Here is a 16,162-nt window from a genome sequence, read left to right as displayed (position 1 = left end):
CGCCCGCCGGGGCGAAATCCCGGCCAACGTAACGCCACACAACGGAAAGCCCGCAAGTAAGGGCTCAAGCCTTACCTGCCGAAGAGAAAACGCTTTCCACACTTAACGCGAACAGAGCCAATCCATTCCACCGCAGACGCCGATCAAAGGCAGGCTGGTGATTGAGCGTGCGGAGGTCGAATGAACTCGACCCCACAGGGTGCCCGGGCCGCAGCGGCTCCCTACCAACGGCCGATGCCCCCCCGCAGCTTCACCCACCTGACACCTCGCTGGCACGCGCCTGTCACGGCCACCGGGCACAGTCGCTGCATGGAAGTGCCCACCCTGCCCCGCCGTGCTCGTACTCCGCTGCTTTGGCTGCTGCCGCTGCTGCTGACCAGCACCGACGCCCTCGCCTGGGGCCTGTACACCCACGTCTATTTCGCCCAGCTGCTGCTGTGGGCGATCCCCCTCGCCGACCCGGCCCTGCGTCGCCTGGCCCGCCGCCATCCGCAGCTGGTCATGGCCGGTGCCTGCCTGCCCGATGTAGCCCTGACCGCCCGTAGCGCCGGCGCCGAGGCGCTCACCAGCAGCCACCGCTGGCCCCAGCTCCACGCCCTGATGGACGCCGCCCGCAGCGACGTCGAGCAGGCCGCCGTGCTTGGCTACGCCAGCCACCTGATGGCCGACATCATTGCCCACAACCACTTCGTGCCCGCCCACGAGCGCCTGTGGTTCGAATCGGACATCACCACCCACGTGGCCGTCGAATGGGCCATGGACCGCCACGTGGCCGGGCACCTGTTCAGCCGCCCGGCGCGCCTGCTCGAAGATGCCGGGCCCAGCCTGACGCCACTGCTTTCACGGGCCTTCCACTGCCCGCCCGACCGGGTCGGCCAGGCCCTGGCCACCCTGACCCGGGGTGAAAGCTGGCTGCGCAGCAGCCACCTGCATGCCGGGCTGTATCACGCCGCCCGGCTGGTGGACCGGCGCGTGCAGCGCCGCTTCAATCTCTACCTGGGCCATACCGGCCGCCGCCTGGGCCAGCTCGGCCGCCTGCTGGAAGGCGAGCTGCCCGGGTGGACCGCCGAGGTGGAGCCGCTGGCCGCCCGGGCCCGGCTGGGCGAAACCCCCAATCGCATCCTGCGCGCCTGCCTGCCCCTGCCCGAAGACCTGTTCCTGCGCACCTGAAACCCGGCGCCATTCAGCCGGCGGGCGGCCCCCCGACCATCGCCTCGGGCCTGACCCAGGCATCGAACTGCGCCGCCGTCACAAAGCCCAGGGCGAGAGCCGACTCGCGCAGGCTGCAGCCCATGTGATGGGCACGCTTGGCGATCTCGGCCGCCCGGTCGTAGCCGATGTGCGGGCTGAGGGCGGTGACCAGCATCAGCGAGTGTTCCAGCATGGCCGCGATGCGCTCCCGGTCGGGCTCGATGCCCCGGGCACAGTGGGCCTCGAAGCTGCGTATGCCATCGGCCAGCAGACGCACGCTGGACAGGAAGTTGTGGGCAATCAGCGGCTTGAAGACGTTCAGCTCGAAGTTGCCCGACGCTCCGCCCACCGTGATTGCCACGTCATGGCCAAAGACCTGGCAGCACAGCATGGTCAGGGCCTCGCACTGGGTCGGGTTGACCTTGCCAGGCATGATGGAGCTGCCCGGCTCGTTCTCGGGGATCAGCAACTCCCCCAGCCCGGAGCGCGGCCCGGAGGCCAGCCAGCGCACGTCGTTGGCGATCTTCATCAGGGCCGTGGCCAGGGTCTTGAGGGCGCCATGGGCGCTGACCAGGGCATCATGGCCGGCCAGGGCGGCGAAGGTGTTGTCGGCCCGCCGGAAAGGCAGGCCACTGCGCGCGGCCAGCTCGGCGGACACCCGCTCGCCGAAGCCCGGTGGGGCGTTCAACCCGGTGCCCACGGCGGTGCCGCCGACAGCCAGCTCGGCCAGGGCCGGCAGGCTCGCGGCGATGGCCCTCTGCCCATGACCGAGCTGGGCCACCCAGCCGGAGATCTCCTGCCCCAGGGTCAGGGGCGTGGCGTCCTGCAAGTGGGTGCGGCCGATCTTGACGATGTCGGCAAAGGCCGTCGCCTTGGCATCCAGGGTGGCGACAAGGCCGCCCAGCGCCGGCAGCAGGTCTTCGTTCAGCACCCGCAGCGCGGCCACGTGCATGGCAGTGGGGAAAATGTCGTTGGACGACTGGCCGAGATTGACGTGATCGTTGGGGTGCACCCGCCGTCCGCTGCCACGCGCGCCCCCGAGCAGCTCGGACGCCCGGTTGGCCAGCACCTCGTTCATGTTCATGTTGGTCTGGGTGCCCGAACCGGTCTGCCACACGGACAGGGGAAAGGCATCGGCATGGGCGCCCTCCAGCACCTCGTCGGCGGCGGCAATGATGGCAGCCGCCTTGTCGCCGGCGAGCAGGCCCAGTTCGCCATTGACCACGGCGCAGGCGCGCTTGACCTCGGCCAGGGCATGGATCAGCACCACCGGCATGCGCTCGCCGGAGATGGCGAAGAAGTGCAGGGAGCGCTGGGTCTGGGCGCCCCACAGGGCGGCGACGGGCACGTCGATGGGGCCGAAGGCGTCCCTTTCGATGCGTACGGAGGTATTCATGACGAACTCCTTGCCGAGGGCGAACAATGCGGACGAACGATAGGGGACGACAGACAGTCTGAGTTTGAGACTCATCCGCAGTCTCTACGTTCCAGGGAGTACGCCATGTCCGTCCGCCCCATCAGCACCCTTCGCGAGTTCACCGCCGGCGCCGGCACCACTGGCCGCTTTCATTCCCTGCCCGCCCTGGCCGAAGCCGGCTTTCCCCACCTGGGCCGGCTCCCTGTCTCCCTGCGCATCATGCTCGAATCCCTGCTGCGCAACCGGGATGGCAAGCGCATCAGCGACGAACACATCCAGCGCCTGGCGGGCTGGCAGCCCCAGGCGGATCGGGAGGACGAGATCCCCTTCGTGGTCGCCCGCATCGTGCTGCAGGACTTCACCGGCGTGCCCCTGCTTGCCGACCTGGCGGCCATGCGCGGCGTGGCCGGGCGCTTCGGCCAGGACCCGGCGCAGATCGAGCCGCTGGTGCCGGTGGACCTGGTGGTGGACCACTCGGTGCAGGTGGACCACTTCCGCGAGCCCAACGCCCTCGACCTCAACATGCGCCTGGAATTCCGCCGCAACGCCGAGCGTTACCGCTTCATCAAATGGGGTATGCAGGCCTTCGACACCTTCCGCGTGGTGCCGCCGGGCATCGGCATCGTGCACCAGGTGAACCTGGAATACCTGGCCCGCGGCGTGATCCGCCAGGGTGATCTGTACTACCCCGACACCCTGGTGGGCACCGACTCCCACACCACCATGATCAACGCCCTCGGCGTGGTGGGCTGGGGCGTGGGCGGGATAGAGGCGGAAGCCGGCATGCTCGGCCAGCCGGTTTACATCCTGACGCCCGATGTGGTCGGGGTGCACCTGGCTGGCCGGCTGCAGGAAGGCGTCACCGCCACCGACCTGGTGCTGGCCGTGACCGAGATGCTGCGCAAGGCCCAGGTCGTGGGCAAGTTCGTCGAGTTCTTCGGCGACGGCGCCGCCTCGCTGACTCTGCCCGACCGGGCCACCATCGCCAACATGGCGCCGGAGTACGGCGCCACCGTGGGCTTCTTTCCGCCGGACGACGAGACCGCCGCCTACCTCGGCGCGACCGGCCGCTCGGCGGACGAGGTGGAGGCCTTCCGCAACTACTTCGTCGCCCAGGATCTGTTCGGCATGCCGCGCCGCGGCGAGATCGACTACAGCCTGGAGCTGGAGCTGGACCTCGCCGACGTGGTGCCCAGCGTGGCCGGCCCCGGCCGCCCCCAGGACCGCATCGCCCTGCCCGATCTGCCGGCCCGCTTTGATGAACTGCTGCTCCAGGCCGCCGGAGAGGGCGGCTATGGCAAGGCCGCCGACACCCTGCGCAGCCGCGTTCCGGTGGCCGACGGCCCCCACCTCGGCCACGGCGATGTGCTGATCGCCGCCATCACCTCATGCACCAACACCTCCAACCCCGGCGTGATGCTGGCCGCCGGCCTGCTCGCCCGCAAGGCGGTGGCCCGCGGCCTGCAGGTTGCGCCGCACATCAAGACCTCCCTCGCCCCGGGCTCCCGCGTGGTCACCGACTACCTGGGCCGGGCCGGTCTGATCGCCCCCCTGGAGGCCCTGGGTTTTCGCGTGGTGGCCTACGGCTGCACCACCTGCATCGGCAACGCCGGCCCCCTGGACCCGGACCTGGAGCGCGTGCTCACCGGCCACGACCTGATCTGCGCCTCGGTGCTGTCGGGCAACCGCAATTTCGAGGCGCGCATCCACCCGTCCATCAAGGCCAACTTCCTGATGAGCCCGCCGCTGGTGGTGGCCTTTGCCCTGGCCGGGCGGATCGGCATCGACTTCACCCGTGAGCCCCTGGGCAGCGGCAACGATGGCGCGCCCGTGTTCCTGCGCGACATCTGGCCGACCCGGGCCGAGATTGCCGCGGTGCTCGGCGCCGCCACCGACCCTGACACCTACCGGCAGCTGTATGCCGACTTCGCCCGGGGCAACCCCCTGTGGAACGATATCCCCACCAGCACCGGGCTGAGCTACGGCTGGGCGCCGTCCACCTACATCGCCGAACCACCCTTCTTCGACGGTTTCTCCCTGACCCCGGCCCCGCTGCCGATCATCCGTGGTGCGCGAGCGCTGGCGATCTTCGGCGATTCGGTGACCACCGATCACATCAGCCCGGCCGGTGCCATCAAGCCCGATTCACCGGCCGGCCAATGGCTGCAGGCCCATGGCGTACCCCCGGACGAGTTCAACAGCTACGGCTCGCGCCGGGGCCACCACGAAGTGATGATGCGCGGCACCTTTGCCAACGTGCGCATCCGCAATCTGATGCTCCCCCCCGACGACACCGGCAAGCCGGTGGAGGGCGGCCTGACCCTGGCCCAGCCGGGCGGGCGTCGGACCTTCATCTTCGATGCCGCAGTGGACTACATGGCAGCCGGCACCCCCACCCTGATCTTCGCCGGCGAGGAATACGGCACCGGCTCCAGCCGCGACTGGGCAGCCAAAGGCACGCGCCTGCTCGGCGTGAAGGCCGTGGTGGCGCGCAGCTTCGAGCGCATTCACCGCTCCAACCTGGTGGGCATGGGCGTGCTGCCGCTGCAGTTCGTCGGCGGTGGCAGCGCAGCCAGCCTGGGCCTGCGGGGCAATGAGGTGTTCGATCTGCGGGGTCTGGAGGGTGGCATCAGCCCGCGTCAGCAGGTCACGCTGGACATCCGGCGCAGCGACGGCAGCTGCCTGTCGGTGCCCTTGCTACTGCGCATCGACACCCCGGTGGAAGTGGACTACTACCGCCACGGGGGCATCCTGCCCTATGTGCTGCGGGGGCTGCTGGCGGGAGCCGCCCGCGCCTGAGGCTCAGGCCAGGCTGATGACGCCCTGGGCCAGACAGGCGCCGATTGCCGCGCCGGCCAGCACGTCGCTGGGGTAGTGCAGCCCCAGCACCGGGCGGGACACGGCCACCAGCAGGGCGAAGCCGAAGACCGCCGGGGCGAGGGCCGGGAAATGGTGGGCGAGGATCAGGGCAAAGCCCACCGCATGCAGGGTGTGGCCGGAGGGGAAGCTGAACTTGTCCAGGGGACAGCCGGCGCACACCACATCGCTCACCACCTCGAAGGGGCGCGGGCGCAGGGTGTGCGACTTGAGCAGCTTGTAGATCGCCACCCCGAGCACCCCCGCCACCAGCATGTGGCGCAGGGCCGGCAGCGCCTCGGCACCGAACAGGGCATACAGACAGGCGGCCAGGGTGTACCAGGCCACCCCGTCCCCGAGCCGGCTCACGGCACGCATCAGGTCGCGCAGGCCGCGGTGGCGGGACAGGCGATTGGAGCGCACCGCCAGGCGGTCGTCGAGCAATTGCAGTCGGGCGGGCAGGGCGAACATGGCTTACCTCCGGGCGGTGACGGGAGAGCTCAGGATGACCTGGCGCTGCAGCGTCACCAGGCGTTCGACGATGGCCTGCCAGGCCAGGCTGGCCACCCGCTCCCGCGCAGCCAGGCGCTGGCGGGCACGCAGCTCGGGGGCGTCGGCGAGGGCCACGGCACCGGCGATGAAGGCCGCCTCGTCGCCGGGCTCGGCCAGCCAGCCCTGCACCCGGTGCTCGATCAGCTCCTGGGCGGCCGCATCCCGGTAGGCCACCACCGGCAGGCCGCTGGCCAGGGCTTCGGCCACCACGTTGCCGTAGGTCTCGGTGAGGCTGGGGAACAGGAAGAGGTCGCCGCTGGCGTAGTGCTCGGCCAGGAAAGCCCCCGTCCGGGAGCCACAGAACACGGCCGCCGGCTGACGGGCCTGCAAGGCCTGCTGGGCCGGGCCGCTGCCCACCAGGATGAGCCTCGCCCGGGGCTGATGCGCCCGGATCGCCTCGAAGGCCTTCTCCAGCAGGGCCAGGTTCTTCTCGGGGGCGATACGCCCCACGTACACCACCGCCAGGTCATCGGGTGCCAGGCCCCAGCTGCGACGCAGGGAGGCGCTGCGCCGGGCCGGATCGAACAGCGTGGTATCCACGCCCCGGGACACCACATCCACCCGGGCAATGCCCTGCTCCGCCAGCTCGCCGCACAGGGCCCGGGTGGGCACCAGCGTGAGGTCGGCCCGGTTATGGAATTTGCGCAGATAGGCGGCGATGGGGCGCTTCAACCAGCCCACCCCATAGTGGCCGCTGTAACGGTGGAAATTGGTGTGGAATTCGCTGATCACCGGCAGGCGCAGCTTGCGCGCCGCCGTCAGTGCCGACCAGCCCAGGGGGCCTTCGGTCACCACCTGGACCACGTCCGGGCGTTGCGTGGACCAGCGCCGCAGCAGCACCTTGCGGGCCGGCAGGCCGAGCTGCAGGTTGGCGTAGCGGGGCAGCGGAATGCCGCGGGAGAGCATCTCCTCCACGCCCTCGGCCCCGTCCGGCAGCTGGATGGCGCCCCCCTCGTGGGCCTGGCGGGGGCGGATCAGGTCCACCCGGTGCCCGGCGGCCACCAGGCCGTCCACCATGCGGCCGGTGGTCATCGCCACCCCGTTGATTTCAGGCGGATAGGTCTCCGTCACCACGGCCACCCGGAGGTAGGTCAGTGGATGGGCGATTTCCTGGCAAACGAGTCCGGCGCGGTCCATGCACGCAGTGTTGCGGCGGCATGCTGCACGGATGTGACGCGGAGGTGATGGCTGGGTGACGGCAGGGCGGCCCACCAGTATTTTTGCCGAAACGGTTTCGCGCCCGGCATCGGCCTATAGTGGTGAGGCACCCGGCTTCCGCCGGTGCCCTACGAGGAGCACCATCATGACCAAGTCGAAACAGAGCAACAAGGAAGTCAAGAAACAGCCTTTGCTGAACCCCAAGGAAAAAAAGGCCGCCAAGCAGGCCCGCAAGCACGCCACCGACGTCGTGCCCTTCCTCCCCCGCTAGGCGCCTCCGGCGCCGCGCCAGCCGTTCTAGCCTTTCAGTCGACCCGTCCGCGGCCAGCCTTGACGGCGCTGCGACGGGCCTTGCCCTCCAGGCGCCGCGTGACCGACCCCCGTGTCGGGCGGGTGGGCCGACGCGCTTTAGGTACATGGGCCGCGCTGTCCACCAGTTCCTGCAGACGGCGCAGGGCTTCGGCCCGATTCTTGTCGAGGCTGCGGAACTCCTGGGCCTTGATCACCACCACCCCATCCTTGCTGACCCGCTGATCCCCCAGCAGGAGTAGCCGCGCCTTGATGGCGTCCGGCAGCGCCGAGGCGGCAATGTCGAAACGCAGATGCACGGCACTGGACACCTTGTTCACGTTCTGCCCGCCCGCGCCCTGGGCGCGGATGGCGGTGAATTCGACGTCGTCTTCGGAGAGGCGGGGCGGGGCGTACATGGGCGCCACTTTACCCCACAGCAGGCTCCGGGGCTTCCAGGTAGCGCCCGAAGTCCGCCTCGGGCAAGGGCCGGGCAAAGTGATAGCCCTGAGCCTCGTCGCAGCCAAACTGACGCAGCACCGCCAGCACATCCTCGTTCTCCACACCTTCGGCGATGGTCGTGAGGTTGAGGCTGTGGGCCATGTCGATGATGGCCCGCACGATGGCCGAGTCTTCCGGGTCGCTGGTCAGATCGCGCACGAAGGACTGATCGATCTTGAGCTTGTTCACCGCCAGCCGCTTGAGATAGGCCAGGCTGGAGTAGCCGGTGCCGAAATCGTCGATGGACAGGCGCACGCCGGACTCGCGCAAGCTGTGCAGGGTGGCCAGCACCACGTCGGTCTGGTGCAACAGGGTGCTCTCGGTCAGCTCGATTTCCAGCAGATGGGCCGGCAGACCGCTGTCGCGCAGGGCCTCGGCCACCGTCTGCTCGATGCCCCCGCGTTTGAACTGGATGGCGGAGATGTTCACCGCCACCACCAGGTTGTGCCCCGCAGCCCGCCAGGCTGCAGCCTGACGACAGGCCTCGCCCAGCACCCAGGCACCCAGGGGAACGATCATGCCGCTGCTTTCGGCCACCGGGATGAACAGCCCGGGCGGCAACAGGCCGCGCTCCGGATCTTGCCAGCGCACCAGGGCTTCGGCCCCCACCACCCGCCCGCTGCGCAGATCGAGCAGGGGCTGGAAGTGCAGCACGAACTCGCCGTTGTTGAGCCCACGTTGGAAGTTGGAACGCAGGCGCAGGGACTCCTGCACATGCTGGTTCATGGCCTCGTCGAACAGGCGGTAGGTGTTCCGCCCGGCGTCCTTGGCGTAGTACATGGCCGTGTCGGCCTTCTTCATCAGGGTGGTGAAATCCCGCCCGTCGCCGGGGAACAGGGCCACGCCGATGGACACCGAGGTGGACAGCTGACGCCCGGGCAGCACGATCGGCGCCTCGACGCTGGCCAGCAGGCGAGCGATGCGCTGGGTCAGGCCATCCAGCTCGCGCACCCCGGGCAGGATCACCAGAAACTCGTCACCGCCCAGGCGGCATACCGTGTCCGCCTCGCGGAGCTGCTGGCGCAGCCGGGTGGCGAGGGCCTTGAGCATCTCGTCACCCACATCGTGGCCTAGGGAGTCGTTGATGGTCTTGAAGCCATCCAGATCGAGGAACAGCAGGGCCACCCGCTCCCCGGCGCGGGACGCCAGGGCGCGGGCCTGCTCGAAGCGGTCTTCAGCCAGCAGGCGGTTGGGCAGGGCGGTGAGGGGGTCGTGGTGGGCCAGGAATTCGATCCGGGCTTCGTTGCGGCGACGCTCGGTGATGTCGGCAAAGAGCAGCACGGCACCCACATGGGCGTCATCCTTGACCAGGGGATAGGCGTCGAAGCGCACCGGGAGCAAGCTGCCATCGGCCCGGGAGAACAAGCCGTCACTGCTGTGTACGGCCGTGCCCACAGCCACGGCCCGTCGGATCAGACAGTTGTCCGCGGCCAGGGGCTGACCGGCGGCGTCATGGGTATGGAGCAGGCCGGGGATGTCCTTGCCCTGCAAATCGGCCTCGCTGGTGAAGCCAAGGATCTGCAAGGCAGCCGGATTGCAGAAAAGATGTCGCCCGTTCCGATCAATTCCGCAGATGCCCTCACCCACCGAATGGAGGAGCAGCTGGAAGCGGTCCTCGCTGGCCTGCAGATCCCGGGCCGCCCGCTTCCGGCCCAGCTCGGTGAAATGCAGGCGTCCCAGCAGCGCGCCCAGCGCACACAGGAACAGGGTCGCCGCCCCCACCGCCCACAGGGCATCACGCTGCCAATGGGCCAGATAGTCGCGGGTGGCGATACCGGCAGCCACATAGAAGGGATAACTCCCCACCCGCTTGTAGGCATAGACCCGCTCCACCTGGTCGATGGCGGCCTCATAGCGGATGGCGCCCTCCCGTTCGCCGGCCTCGATACGCATATGCATGGGGTTGTTGCTGAGGGTCTGGTTGACCCGGTCAGGCTGGGCCGGACGGCGCAGCACGAGACGACCATCATCGGCGCGCCGAAAGGTGATGACCCCGCCGGGCCCCAGATCAACCCCGTCGAAGAGCGCCTGCACATAGGCCAGTTCAAGGGGCGCCATGGCCACTCCGGCAAATCCCCCGTGGGCATCGCGCAGGGGCGTGGCGATGTAGAGCTGCTGACGCCCCGCCATACGCCCCACGGCCACCTCGGAGAACACCAGCGACTGGGTAGGATCCTTGCGCAGATCTTCGAAATAGCTGCGCCCCAGGGCGTTCGCACGGGGTGATTCGATCTCGGAGGCGTACCGGACCACGCCCTCGCGGTCGATCAGGCGGTATCCGGTGATCTCGGGAAAATGCCGGGCGTGCAAGGCCACGTGGAGCTGGACATGCCGCCGCAGCGCAGGCGGCGCCGAGGGCGAAAGGGCCTCCGGTGGCGTCTCCGCCGCGAGCTCCTCAAGCCCCGCCTGGGCCCGGCGCAGCGTGGACTCCAGGCGCGCCTCCAGGATATTCACCACATTGCGCGCGTTCGTCTCCGCCTGCAGGTGCAGATCGCCATAGGCCGCGGCAAGCAGGATTGCCAGCGGTACCACGATGGCCAGCGCCACGAACAGGAAAAGGACGGGATAGCCAAGGCGAAAGCGAAAGGACATGGGGCGATATAACGGCGACACCACCGCGATCTGAAGCGCGGTGCCGGGGCTCAGCCCCGGAAAAACGAGGGGAAAATGGCCTATCATTCGCCCCCTCATGCGCATCGAACACCTCCGCCAGCGGCTCGCCGACCTCGGCGCCAAACCCGTCCATGTCCAGCGCATGCTGCGCGCCTGGACCCACGCCCTGCCCCTCGATGCCGGCCCAAGCCGGCGCGGCCCGGCCCTGCCCGCCGGCGTGGTGGCGGCCCTCCCCGCGCTGGAGGCAGAGCTGGCCGATCTGGCCCGGGTCCGTGACGAGCACCCCGGCGAGGACGGCTCGGCACGCCTGCTGGTACAGCTGGGCGACCGCCAGACGGTGGAGAGCGTGCTGCTGCCCCGGGACGGCCTGTGCGTCTCCAGCCAGGTGGGCTGCGCGGTGGGCTGCGTGTTCTGCATGACCGGCCGCGACGGCCTGCTGCGCCAGGTGGGCAGCGCCGAGATCGTCGCCCAGGTGGTGCTGGCCCGGGCCCGCCGGGCGGTGAAGAAGGTGGTCTTCATGGGCATGGGCGAGCCGGCCCACAATCTGGACAACGTGATGGAGGCCATCCAGCTCCTCGGCAACGAGGGCGGCATCGGCCACAAGAACCTGGTGTTCTCCACGGTGGGCGACCCGCGCGTCTTCGAGCGCCTGCCGGAAGGCCCGGTCAAGCCGGCCCTGGCCCTGTCCCTGCACACCAGCCGGGCCGACCTGCGCGCCGAGCTGCTGCCCAAGGCGCCGCGTATCGACCCCCAGGATCTGGTCGAGCTGGGCGAGGCCTACGCCCGCTCAACCGGCTATCCGATCCAGTACCAGTGGACCTTGCTGGACGGCATCAACGACACGCCGGATGAGCTCGACGGCATCGTGCGCCTGCTGTCGGGCAAGTACGCGATCATGAACATGATCCCCTACAACACCATCCCCGACCTGCCCTACCGCCGCCCGGCCTGGGAGAAGGCCGCCGACATCGCCCGCCAGCTCCACCGCCGCGGCATCCTCACGAAACTTCGCAACTCCGCCGGGCAGGACGTGGACGGCGGCTGCGGCCAGCTCCGCGCCCGCAGCATCGCCGGCGAAGCGCCGGTCCGAGTGGTCAAGCGCCAGACCGGCTGAGGCCCGTGGGGTCGAATTCTCCCCGCTTTCCTCGGTTTGACGCGTCGTCCGACGGTCAGCGCGGCCGCTGCTGCCGGAGTGACTTTGTAGGGGCGACTTCAGTCGCCCATCCCCACGCCGATCACCGGCACACCCTTGATCCAAATCTGCGGGCGACTGAAGTCGCCCCTACAGTCCCTCCAACCACCTTCAGCGTCTCCCAGGCCCCCCTCTGCTCACTCCTCCAGCAGCAGCTTCTTCAGGTTTTCCGGTACGTTGGTGAGCACCAGGGTGTTGCTGGTCTTGTCGTACTGCACCGCACCGGAGCGCAGGCCGCTGCGTTCGAATTCGAGCTTCCAGTCTTCAGCGCTGGCCTTGAAGCGGATCAGGGGGCGCAGGGCGCGCTTGTCGGGAACGAAGCCGCTGGCCAGGTCGAGGGCCTCGTCCTGCAGGGTGGCGCTGAGTTTCTGCGGGGCATCGGGGAAGATCTGCCCGGCCACCGCCTCCAGGTTGAGGGCGGCGCCGCTGTCGCCCATCTCTTCGAGCACCAGATGGGCCCGCTCCAGCAGTTCGTCCCGCCCGGCGGCATCGAGTTGCTGGGTTTCGGCGAAGTGGCTGAGGGTCTCCACCAGCTTCTTGGTCTCCTTGAGGGCGATGACCACGTCGGTGCAGCCGAGGAAGCGTTTGAACCACCCGGCCACGTCGCCGCGGCCCTTCAGGAAGCTGATGTAGCGCTCGGCACCGGCCTGCCAGGCGCTGATGTCGATGCGCCCGGCCACCTGCAGGGCCGAGAAGTCCAGGTGCGGGCTGTCCTGGATGCTCAGGCCGTCGCCGATCACCGTGCCCAGGATTTCCTGCAGCAGGGCAACGTAGAGGCAATCGGCGCCGAACACGGTGGCGCGGGCGATGAGCACGTAGCCGCCCTCGTCCATCTTGTCCTCGTCCACCCGCTGCTGCAGCTGGGTCACCATCTCCTTCGACAGGGTGGCGAAATCCATGCTCTGCTCAATGGCGTGCTCGCGCACCAGACGCGGCATGGGGAAGCTGCGCTCATCCTTCTCGAACCAGCCATAGCCCTTGCCCGGGCGCTCGGCGAAGTGCCGGCACAGGCGCTCCATCAGGCGCGCGGCCGGTTCGTCGAGGGGGTTGGCGGTGGGCCGCAGCTCCACCTGGGACGGGCCCTCGGCGGCACGGATCAGCCGGTGGATGACAAGGCCTGAGATGGCGTGGGTCGACTCGGTCATGGGAGGGTCCGGGAGGGGAAAAAATGAGGGGCGCGATTCTCTCACGGGAGAACGCCCGGCGCGGCATGAAGCCGGCCTCTGCTGCAGGCGCTGCGCTCAGAAGCGCATGGCGCGGCGCTTGCCGGGCAGCTGACGGAGCTGCTCGCGACGCTGCTGGCCGGGCGAGAGCGGCCGGGCCTTGGCCGCAGGCTGCTGCGCGGCCAGTTCCGGCGGGATGTTGGCGCCCACGCCCCGCGGGCAGAAGCCGGTGGTGGCGCAGGTGCAATTGACGCAGGGCTTCTTGCCGGAGGGAGATGTCATGGCGTGTGCTCAGGCGAAGAGAATGAGGCCCCACACTACCACCACATTGACCAGGGCGACGAAGACTGCGGCGCTGCCGATGTCCTTGGCACGCTTGGCCAGGTGATGGTGATCGAGGGAAATGCGGTCCACGGTGGCTTCGAGAGCCGAATTGACGAGCTCGACGATGATCACCAGCAGCACGCTGGCAATCATCAAGGCCTTGCCGAGGGCGCCGACGGGCAGGAACAGGGCCAGGGGGATGAGCACCGCCGCCAGCCAGGCCTCCTGGCGGAAGGCGTCTTCGTTGCGGTAGGCGGCGGCCAGGCCGGCCATGGAATAGTGGAAGGCGTTCCACACCCGGGTCAAACCGGTCTTGCCTTTGAAGGGGCTTTCTTGCATGGCGGCGATAGGCCTGAAAAGCGTTGAACGCTAGAGCACGAAGGTGACAGGGGCGTTATCCAGCCCAGCCAGGAAAGCCTGCACCGCCTCGGCAAAGGCTTCGGGCTCTTCGAAGGGCGCGAGGTGGCCGGCATCCAGCTCCCGGTAGCAGGCATGGGGGATGCGCTCGGCCATGCGCCGCAGCACCAGCGGCTGGGACACGCTATCGTGAGTGCCGGCCAGGACCAGGGCCGGCATGGTCAGCCCGCTCAGGGCGGCGCGCTGGTCAAAGCCCACCACCGCTCGCATGGCGGCCCGGTAGCTGGCCGGCGGGATGGCCGCCATCAGGTCCACCGCGTCGCCTACCACCTGGGGATCACCGCCGGGGCCGACCATGGTGGGGATCAGTTCCACCGCCAGTTCGCGCATCGAAGCGCCGTCGTCCAGCGGCCCGACGCGGCGGGCCAGGAAGGCCTGCTGCTGGGGGCCACCGCGGGCGCCGAAGGCCGGCGTACAGCAGGCCAGCACCAGGCCGGACACCCGGTTGGGAAAGGCGGCTGCAGTGTGCAGAGCCACCATGCCGCCCATGCTGTGCCCCACCAGCACCACCTGGTCGAATCCGGCGGCGTCGATGAGGGCCAGCAGCGCGGCGGCCAGGCCGTCGAAATCAAAGGGTTCGAGGGGTGCGCTGCCACCATAGCCGGGCATGTCCCAGGCCAGGCCACGCCAGCCCGGCGGGGTGATACGCGGCAGCAGATCGGCGGCGCCCAGGGCGCCACCACTCACGCCGTGCAGGAATACCAGCCCGTGAGAGCCGCGACCGGTTTCGATCCAGCGCGGGGGCGTCATGCTTTATGCAAGGCGGCGGTAGGCGCCACCCTGGAAGACCAGGGGCTTGCGCGCCTCGCCCGACTCGAAGCGGACCACCTCGCCGATGAAGATGACGTGGTCGCCGCCGGGGTAGCGGGCAAACTGACGGCACTGGAACCAGGCCGCACAGCCGGGCAGCAGGGGCACGCCATCCACGCCCTCGGTGTAATCCAGCCCGGCAAACTTGTCGTCGCTGCGGCTGGCGAAGCGCTGGGACATGTCCTGCTGGTCTTCGGCGAGCACGTTGATCGCGTACACTGCCGCGTTCTCGAAGATAGGCACGCTGGGCAGATGCCCGGACAGACTCCAGACGATCAGCGGCGGCGCCAGGGACACGGAGTTGAAGGAGCTGACGGTGAGCCCGATGGGTTCGCCGCTGGGGGCCCGGGCCGTGATGACCGTGACACCGGTGGGAAACATGCCCAGCGTGTCGCGAAAGGCGCGGACCGCCGGATCATTCTTGGGAACAGTCATGTCGAAGTCGGTTGGGCCACGCCACCGGGGCGGGCCTGAAGCCTGTAGGGGGCCCGCATTATCGCCGCGCGGGGCCCCACCGTCGAGGGGTTAAGAGATTGAATACATTTGCAGAAACCCTGATCGCCTGGCAGCGCGGGCATGGCCGCCACGGCCTGCCCTGGCAGGTGCGGGATGCCTACCGGGTGTGGCTGTCGGAGATCATGCTGCAGCAGACCCAGGTGGACACGGTGATCCCCTACTACGGGCGCTTCCTCGCCCGCTTTCCCGACCTGCCCAGCCTGGCCGCGGCGCCGGTGGAGGATGTGCTGACCCTGTGGAGCGGCCTCGGTTACTACGCCCGGGCCCGCAACCTGCACAAGTGCGCCCAGGCGGTGATGACGCGCCACGGCGGCACGTTTCCGGTTGATCCGGCCGTGCTGGCCGAGTTGCCGGGCATCGGCCGCTCCACGGCGGCGGCGATCAGCGCCTTCTCCCATGGCACCCGGGCCGCGATCCTGGATGGCAACGTCAAGCGTGTGCTGACCCGCTGCTTCGGCATCGACGGTTTTCCGGGCAGCAAGAGCGTGGAGAACGCCTTGTGGACGCTGGCCGAGAGCCTGCTGCCGGCCGGCGACGTGGATATCTACACCCAGGCCCAGATGGACCTGGGCGCCACCGTGTGCACCCGCGGTCGCCCGGCCTGTGGGCGCTGCCCGGTGGCGGAACGCTGCGTGGCCCTGCGCGACGGGCGAGTGGGCGAGCTACCCACGCCCCGCCCGAAAAAGGTGGTCCGCGAACGGGACGGGCGCTTTGCGGTGATCCTGGCCGACGGTGCCGTGTTGCTGGAACGCCGCCCGCCGACGGGCATCTGGGGCGGCCTGCTGAGCCTGCCGGAACTGCCCGAGGACGCAGACACGGCCCCCTGGGTGAGCACCCGCTTCGGCCTGACGGTACGCAAGGTGGAGCGGCTGGCCGGCTTTCGCCACGTCTTCACCCATTTCACCCTGAACCTGCAGCCCGAGGCGGTGGACGTTGCCACGCCCAGCGCCTGCGGCGAAGCCACGCTCCTGTGGCAGCCCCTCGACCGGCTGGACGAGGCGGCCCTGCCCGCCCCGGTGCGCAAGCTGCTGCTGCAGCTCACCCAGCGCGACCTGCTCGCCGGGGCGGACTGAAGGCCCGTGGGGTCGAATTCATCCCGATTTCCTCAGTTTGACGCGTCGTCTGACGGTCGATATGGTCTCTCCTGTAGGGGCGACGTCACTC

At 69.2% G+C, this 16,162-nt stretch carries 15 protein-coding genes; 5 read left to right on the top strand and 10 right to left on the bottom strand.

What is annotated here, in order from left to right; translation table 11 throughout:
- Positions 1–180 precede the first annotated feature (180 nt).
- Positions 181–1,170, top strand: coding sequence for a zinc dependent phospholipase C family protein (locus ACIQ09_RS18360; RefSeq protein WP_398313210.1), 990 nt, complete (start codon positions 181–183; stop codon positions 1,168–1,170).
- Between the two features lie 13 nt (positions 1,171–1,183).
- Here the strand turns inward: ACIQ09_RS18360 and fumC are convergent, their stop codons facing one another.
- A complete protein-coding gene (gene fumC, locus ACIQ09_RS18355; RefSeq protein WP_398313208.1) occupies positions 1,184–2,587 on the bottom strand; it encodes a class II fumarate hydratase in 1,404 nt (467 codons plus the stop codon).
- Positions 2,588–2,692: 105 nt separating this feature from the next.
- On the opposite strand from fumC, the gene acnA reads away from it, so the two are divergent.
- Positions 2,693–5,407, top strand: a complete 2,715-nt coding sequence (acnA, locus tag ACIQ09_RS18350) for an aconitate hydratase AcnA (protein ID WP_398313206.1) — start codon at positions 2,693–2,695, stop codon at positions 5,405–5,407.
- A 3-nt stretch (positions 5,408–5,410) separates the two neighbouring features.
- On the opposite strand, the gene ACIQ09_RS18345 is transcribed toward acnA, so the two are convergent.
- A complete protein-coding gene (locus ACIQ09_RS18345) occupies positions 5,411–5,935 on the bottom strand; it encodes a phosphatase PAP2 family protein (RefSeq protein WP_398313204.1) in 525 nt (174 codons plus the stop codon).
- Positions 5,936–5,938: 3 nt separating this feature from the next.
- Entirely contained in the window at positions 5,939–7,153 is a 1,215-nt protein-coding gene (locus tag ACIQ09_RS18340) for a glycosyltransferase family 4 protein (RefSeq protein ID WP_398313202.1), read from the bottom strand.
- Between the two features lie 166 nt (positions 7,154–7,319).
- Between ACIQ09_RS18340 and ACIQ09_RS18335 the strand changes: the two genes are divergently transcribed.
- A complete protein-coding gene (locus ACIQ09_RS18335; RefSeq protein WP_398313200.1) occupies positions 7,320–7,445 on the top strand; it encodes a hypothetical protein in 126 nt (41 codons plus the stop codon).
- 34 nt (positions 7,446–7,479) lie between these two features.
- Here the strand turns inward: ACIQ09_RS18335 and arfB are convergent, their stop codons facing one another.
- Both arfB and ACIQ09_RS18325 read right to left on the bottom strand, forming a co-directional pair.
- Positions 7,480–7,881 carry an alternative ribosome rescue aminoacyl-tRNA hydrolase ArfB gene (gene arfB / locus ACIQ09_RS18330; RefSeq protein ID WP_398313198.1) on the bottom strand — a complete coding sequence of 134 codons (402 nt, stop codon included), beginning with the start codon at positions 7,879–7,881 and terminating at the stop codon, positions 7,480–7,482.
- A 10-nt stretch (positions 7,882–7,891) separates the two neighbouring features.
- Positions 7,892–10,555: an EAL domain-containing protein gene (locus tag ACIQ09_RS18325; protein ID WP_398313196.1), complete on the bottom strand. Its 2,664-nt coding sequence runs from the start codon at positions 10,553–10,555 to the stop codon at positions 7,892–7,894.
- A gap of 97 nt (positions 10,556–10,652) precedes the next feature.
- Here ACIQ09_RS18325 and ACIQ09_RS18320 point away from each other — a divergent pair, with 97 nt between their 5' ends.
- Positions 10,653–11,690, top strand: a complete 1,038-nt coding sequence (locus ACIQ09_RS18320) for an RNA methyltransferase (protein WP_398313194.1) — start codon at positions 10,653–10,655, stop codon at positions 11,688–11,690.
- 215 nt (positions 11,691–11,905) lie between these two features.
- Here the strand turns inward: ACIQ09_RS18320 and ACIQ09_RS18315 are convergent, their stop codons facing one another.
- The 5 genes from ACIQ09_RS18315 to ACIQ09_RS18295 form a co-directional block, all read right to left on the bottom strand.
- Complete coding sequence (locus ACIQ09_RS18315; RefSeq protein ID WP_398313192.1) at positions 11,906–12,913, bottom strand: nucleoid-associated protein; 1,008 nt, start codon at positions 12,911–12,913, stop codon at positions 11,906–11,908.
- A gap of 96 nt (positions 12,914–13,009) precedes the next feature.
- Positions 13,010–13,213 (bottom strand): hypothetical protein, encoded by a 204-nt coding sequence (locus ACIQ09_RS18310; protein WP_398313190.1) that lies wholly within the window; start codon positions 13,211–13,213, stop codon positions 13,010–13,012.
- A gap of 9 nt (positions 13,214–13,222) precedes the next feature.
- Positions 13,223–13,594 (bottom strand): diacylglycerol kinase, encoded by a 372-nt coding sequence (locus tag ACIQ09_RS18305; RefSeq protein ID WP_398313188.1) that lies wholly within the window; start codon positions 13,592–13,594, stop codon positions 13,223–13,225.
- A gap of 30 nt (positions 13,595–13,624) precedes the next feature.
- Complete coding sequence (locus ACIQ09_RS18300) at positions 13,625–14,422, bottom strand: alpha/beta fold hydrolase (RefSeq protein WP_398313186.1); 798 nt, start codon at positions 14,420–14,422, stop codon at positions 13,625–13,627.
- Between the two features lie 3 nt (positions 14,423–14,425).
- Positions 14,426–14,917, bottom strand: a complete 492-nt coding sequence (locus ACIQ09_RS18295) for a flavin reductase family protein (protein WP_398313184.1) — start codon at positions 14,915–14,917, stop codon at positions 14,426–14,428.
- Between the two features lie 98 nt (positions 14,918–15,015).
- On the opposite strand from ACIQ09_RS18295, the gene mutY reads away from it, so the two are divergent.
- Entirely contained in the window at positions 15,016–16,071 is a 1,056-nt protein-coding gene (gene mutY / locus ACIQ09_RS18290; protein ID WP_398313182.1) for an A/G-specific adenine glycosylase, read from the top strand.
- The last annotated feature ends 91 nt before the right edge of the window (positions 16,072–16,162 follow it).

It is taken from the genome of Zoogloea sp. (assembly GCF_044344315.1).
GTDB lineage: Bacteria > Pseudomonadota > Gammaproteobacteria > Burkholderiales > Rhodocyclaceae > Zoogloea.
The sequence above is the reverse complement of the archived record's forward strand: the minus strand, read 5'-3'. Positions and strand labels throughout refer to the sequence as shown.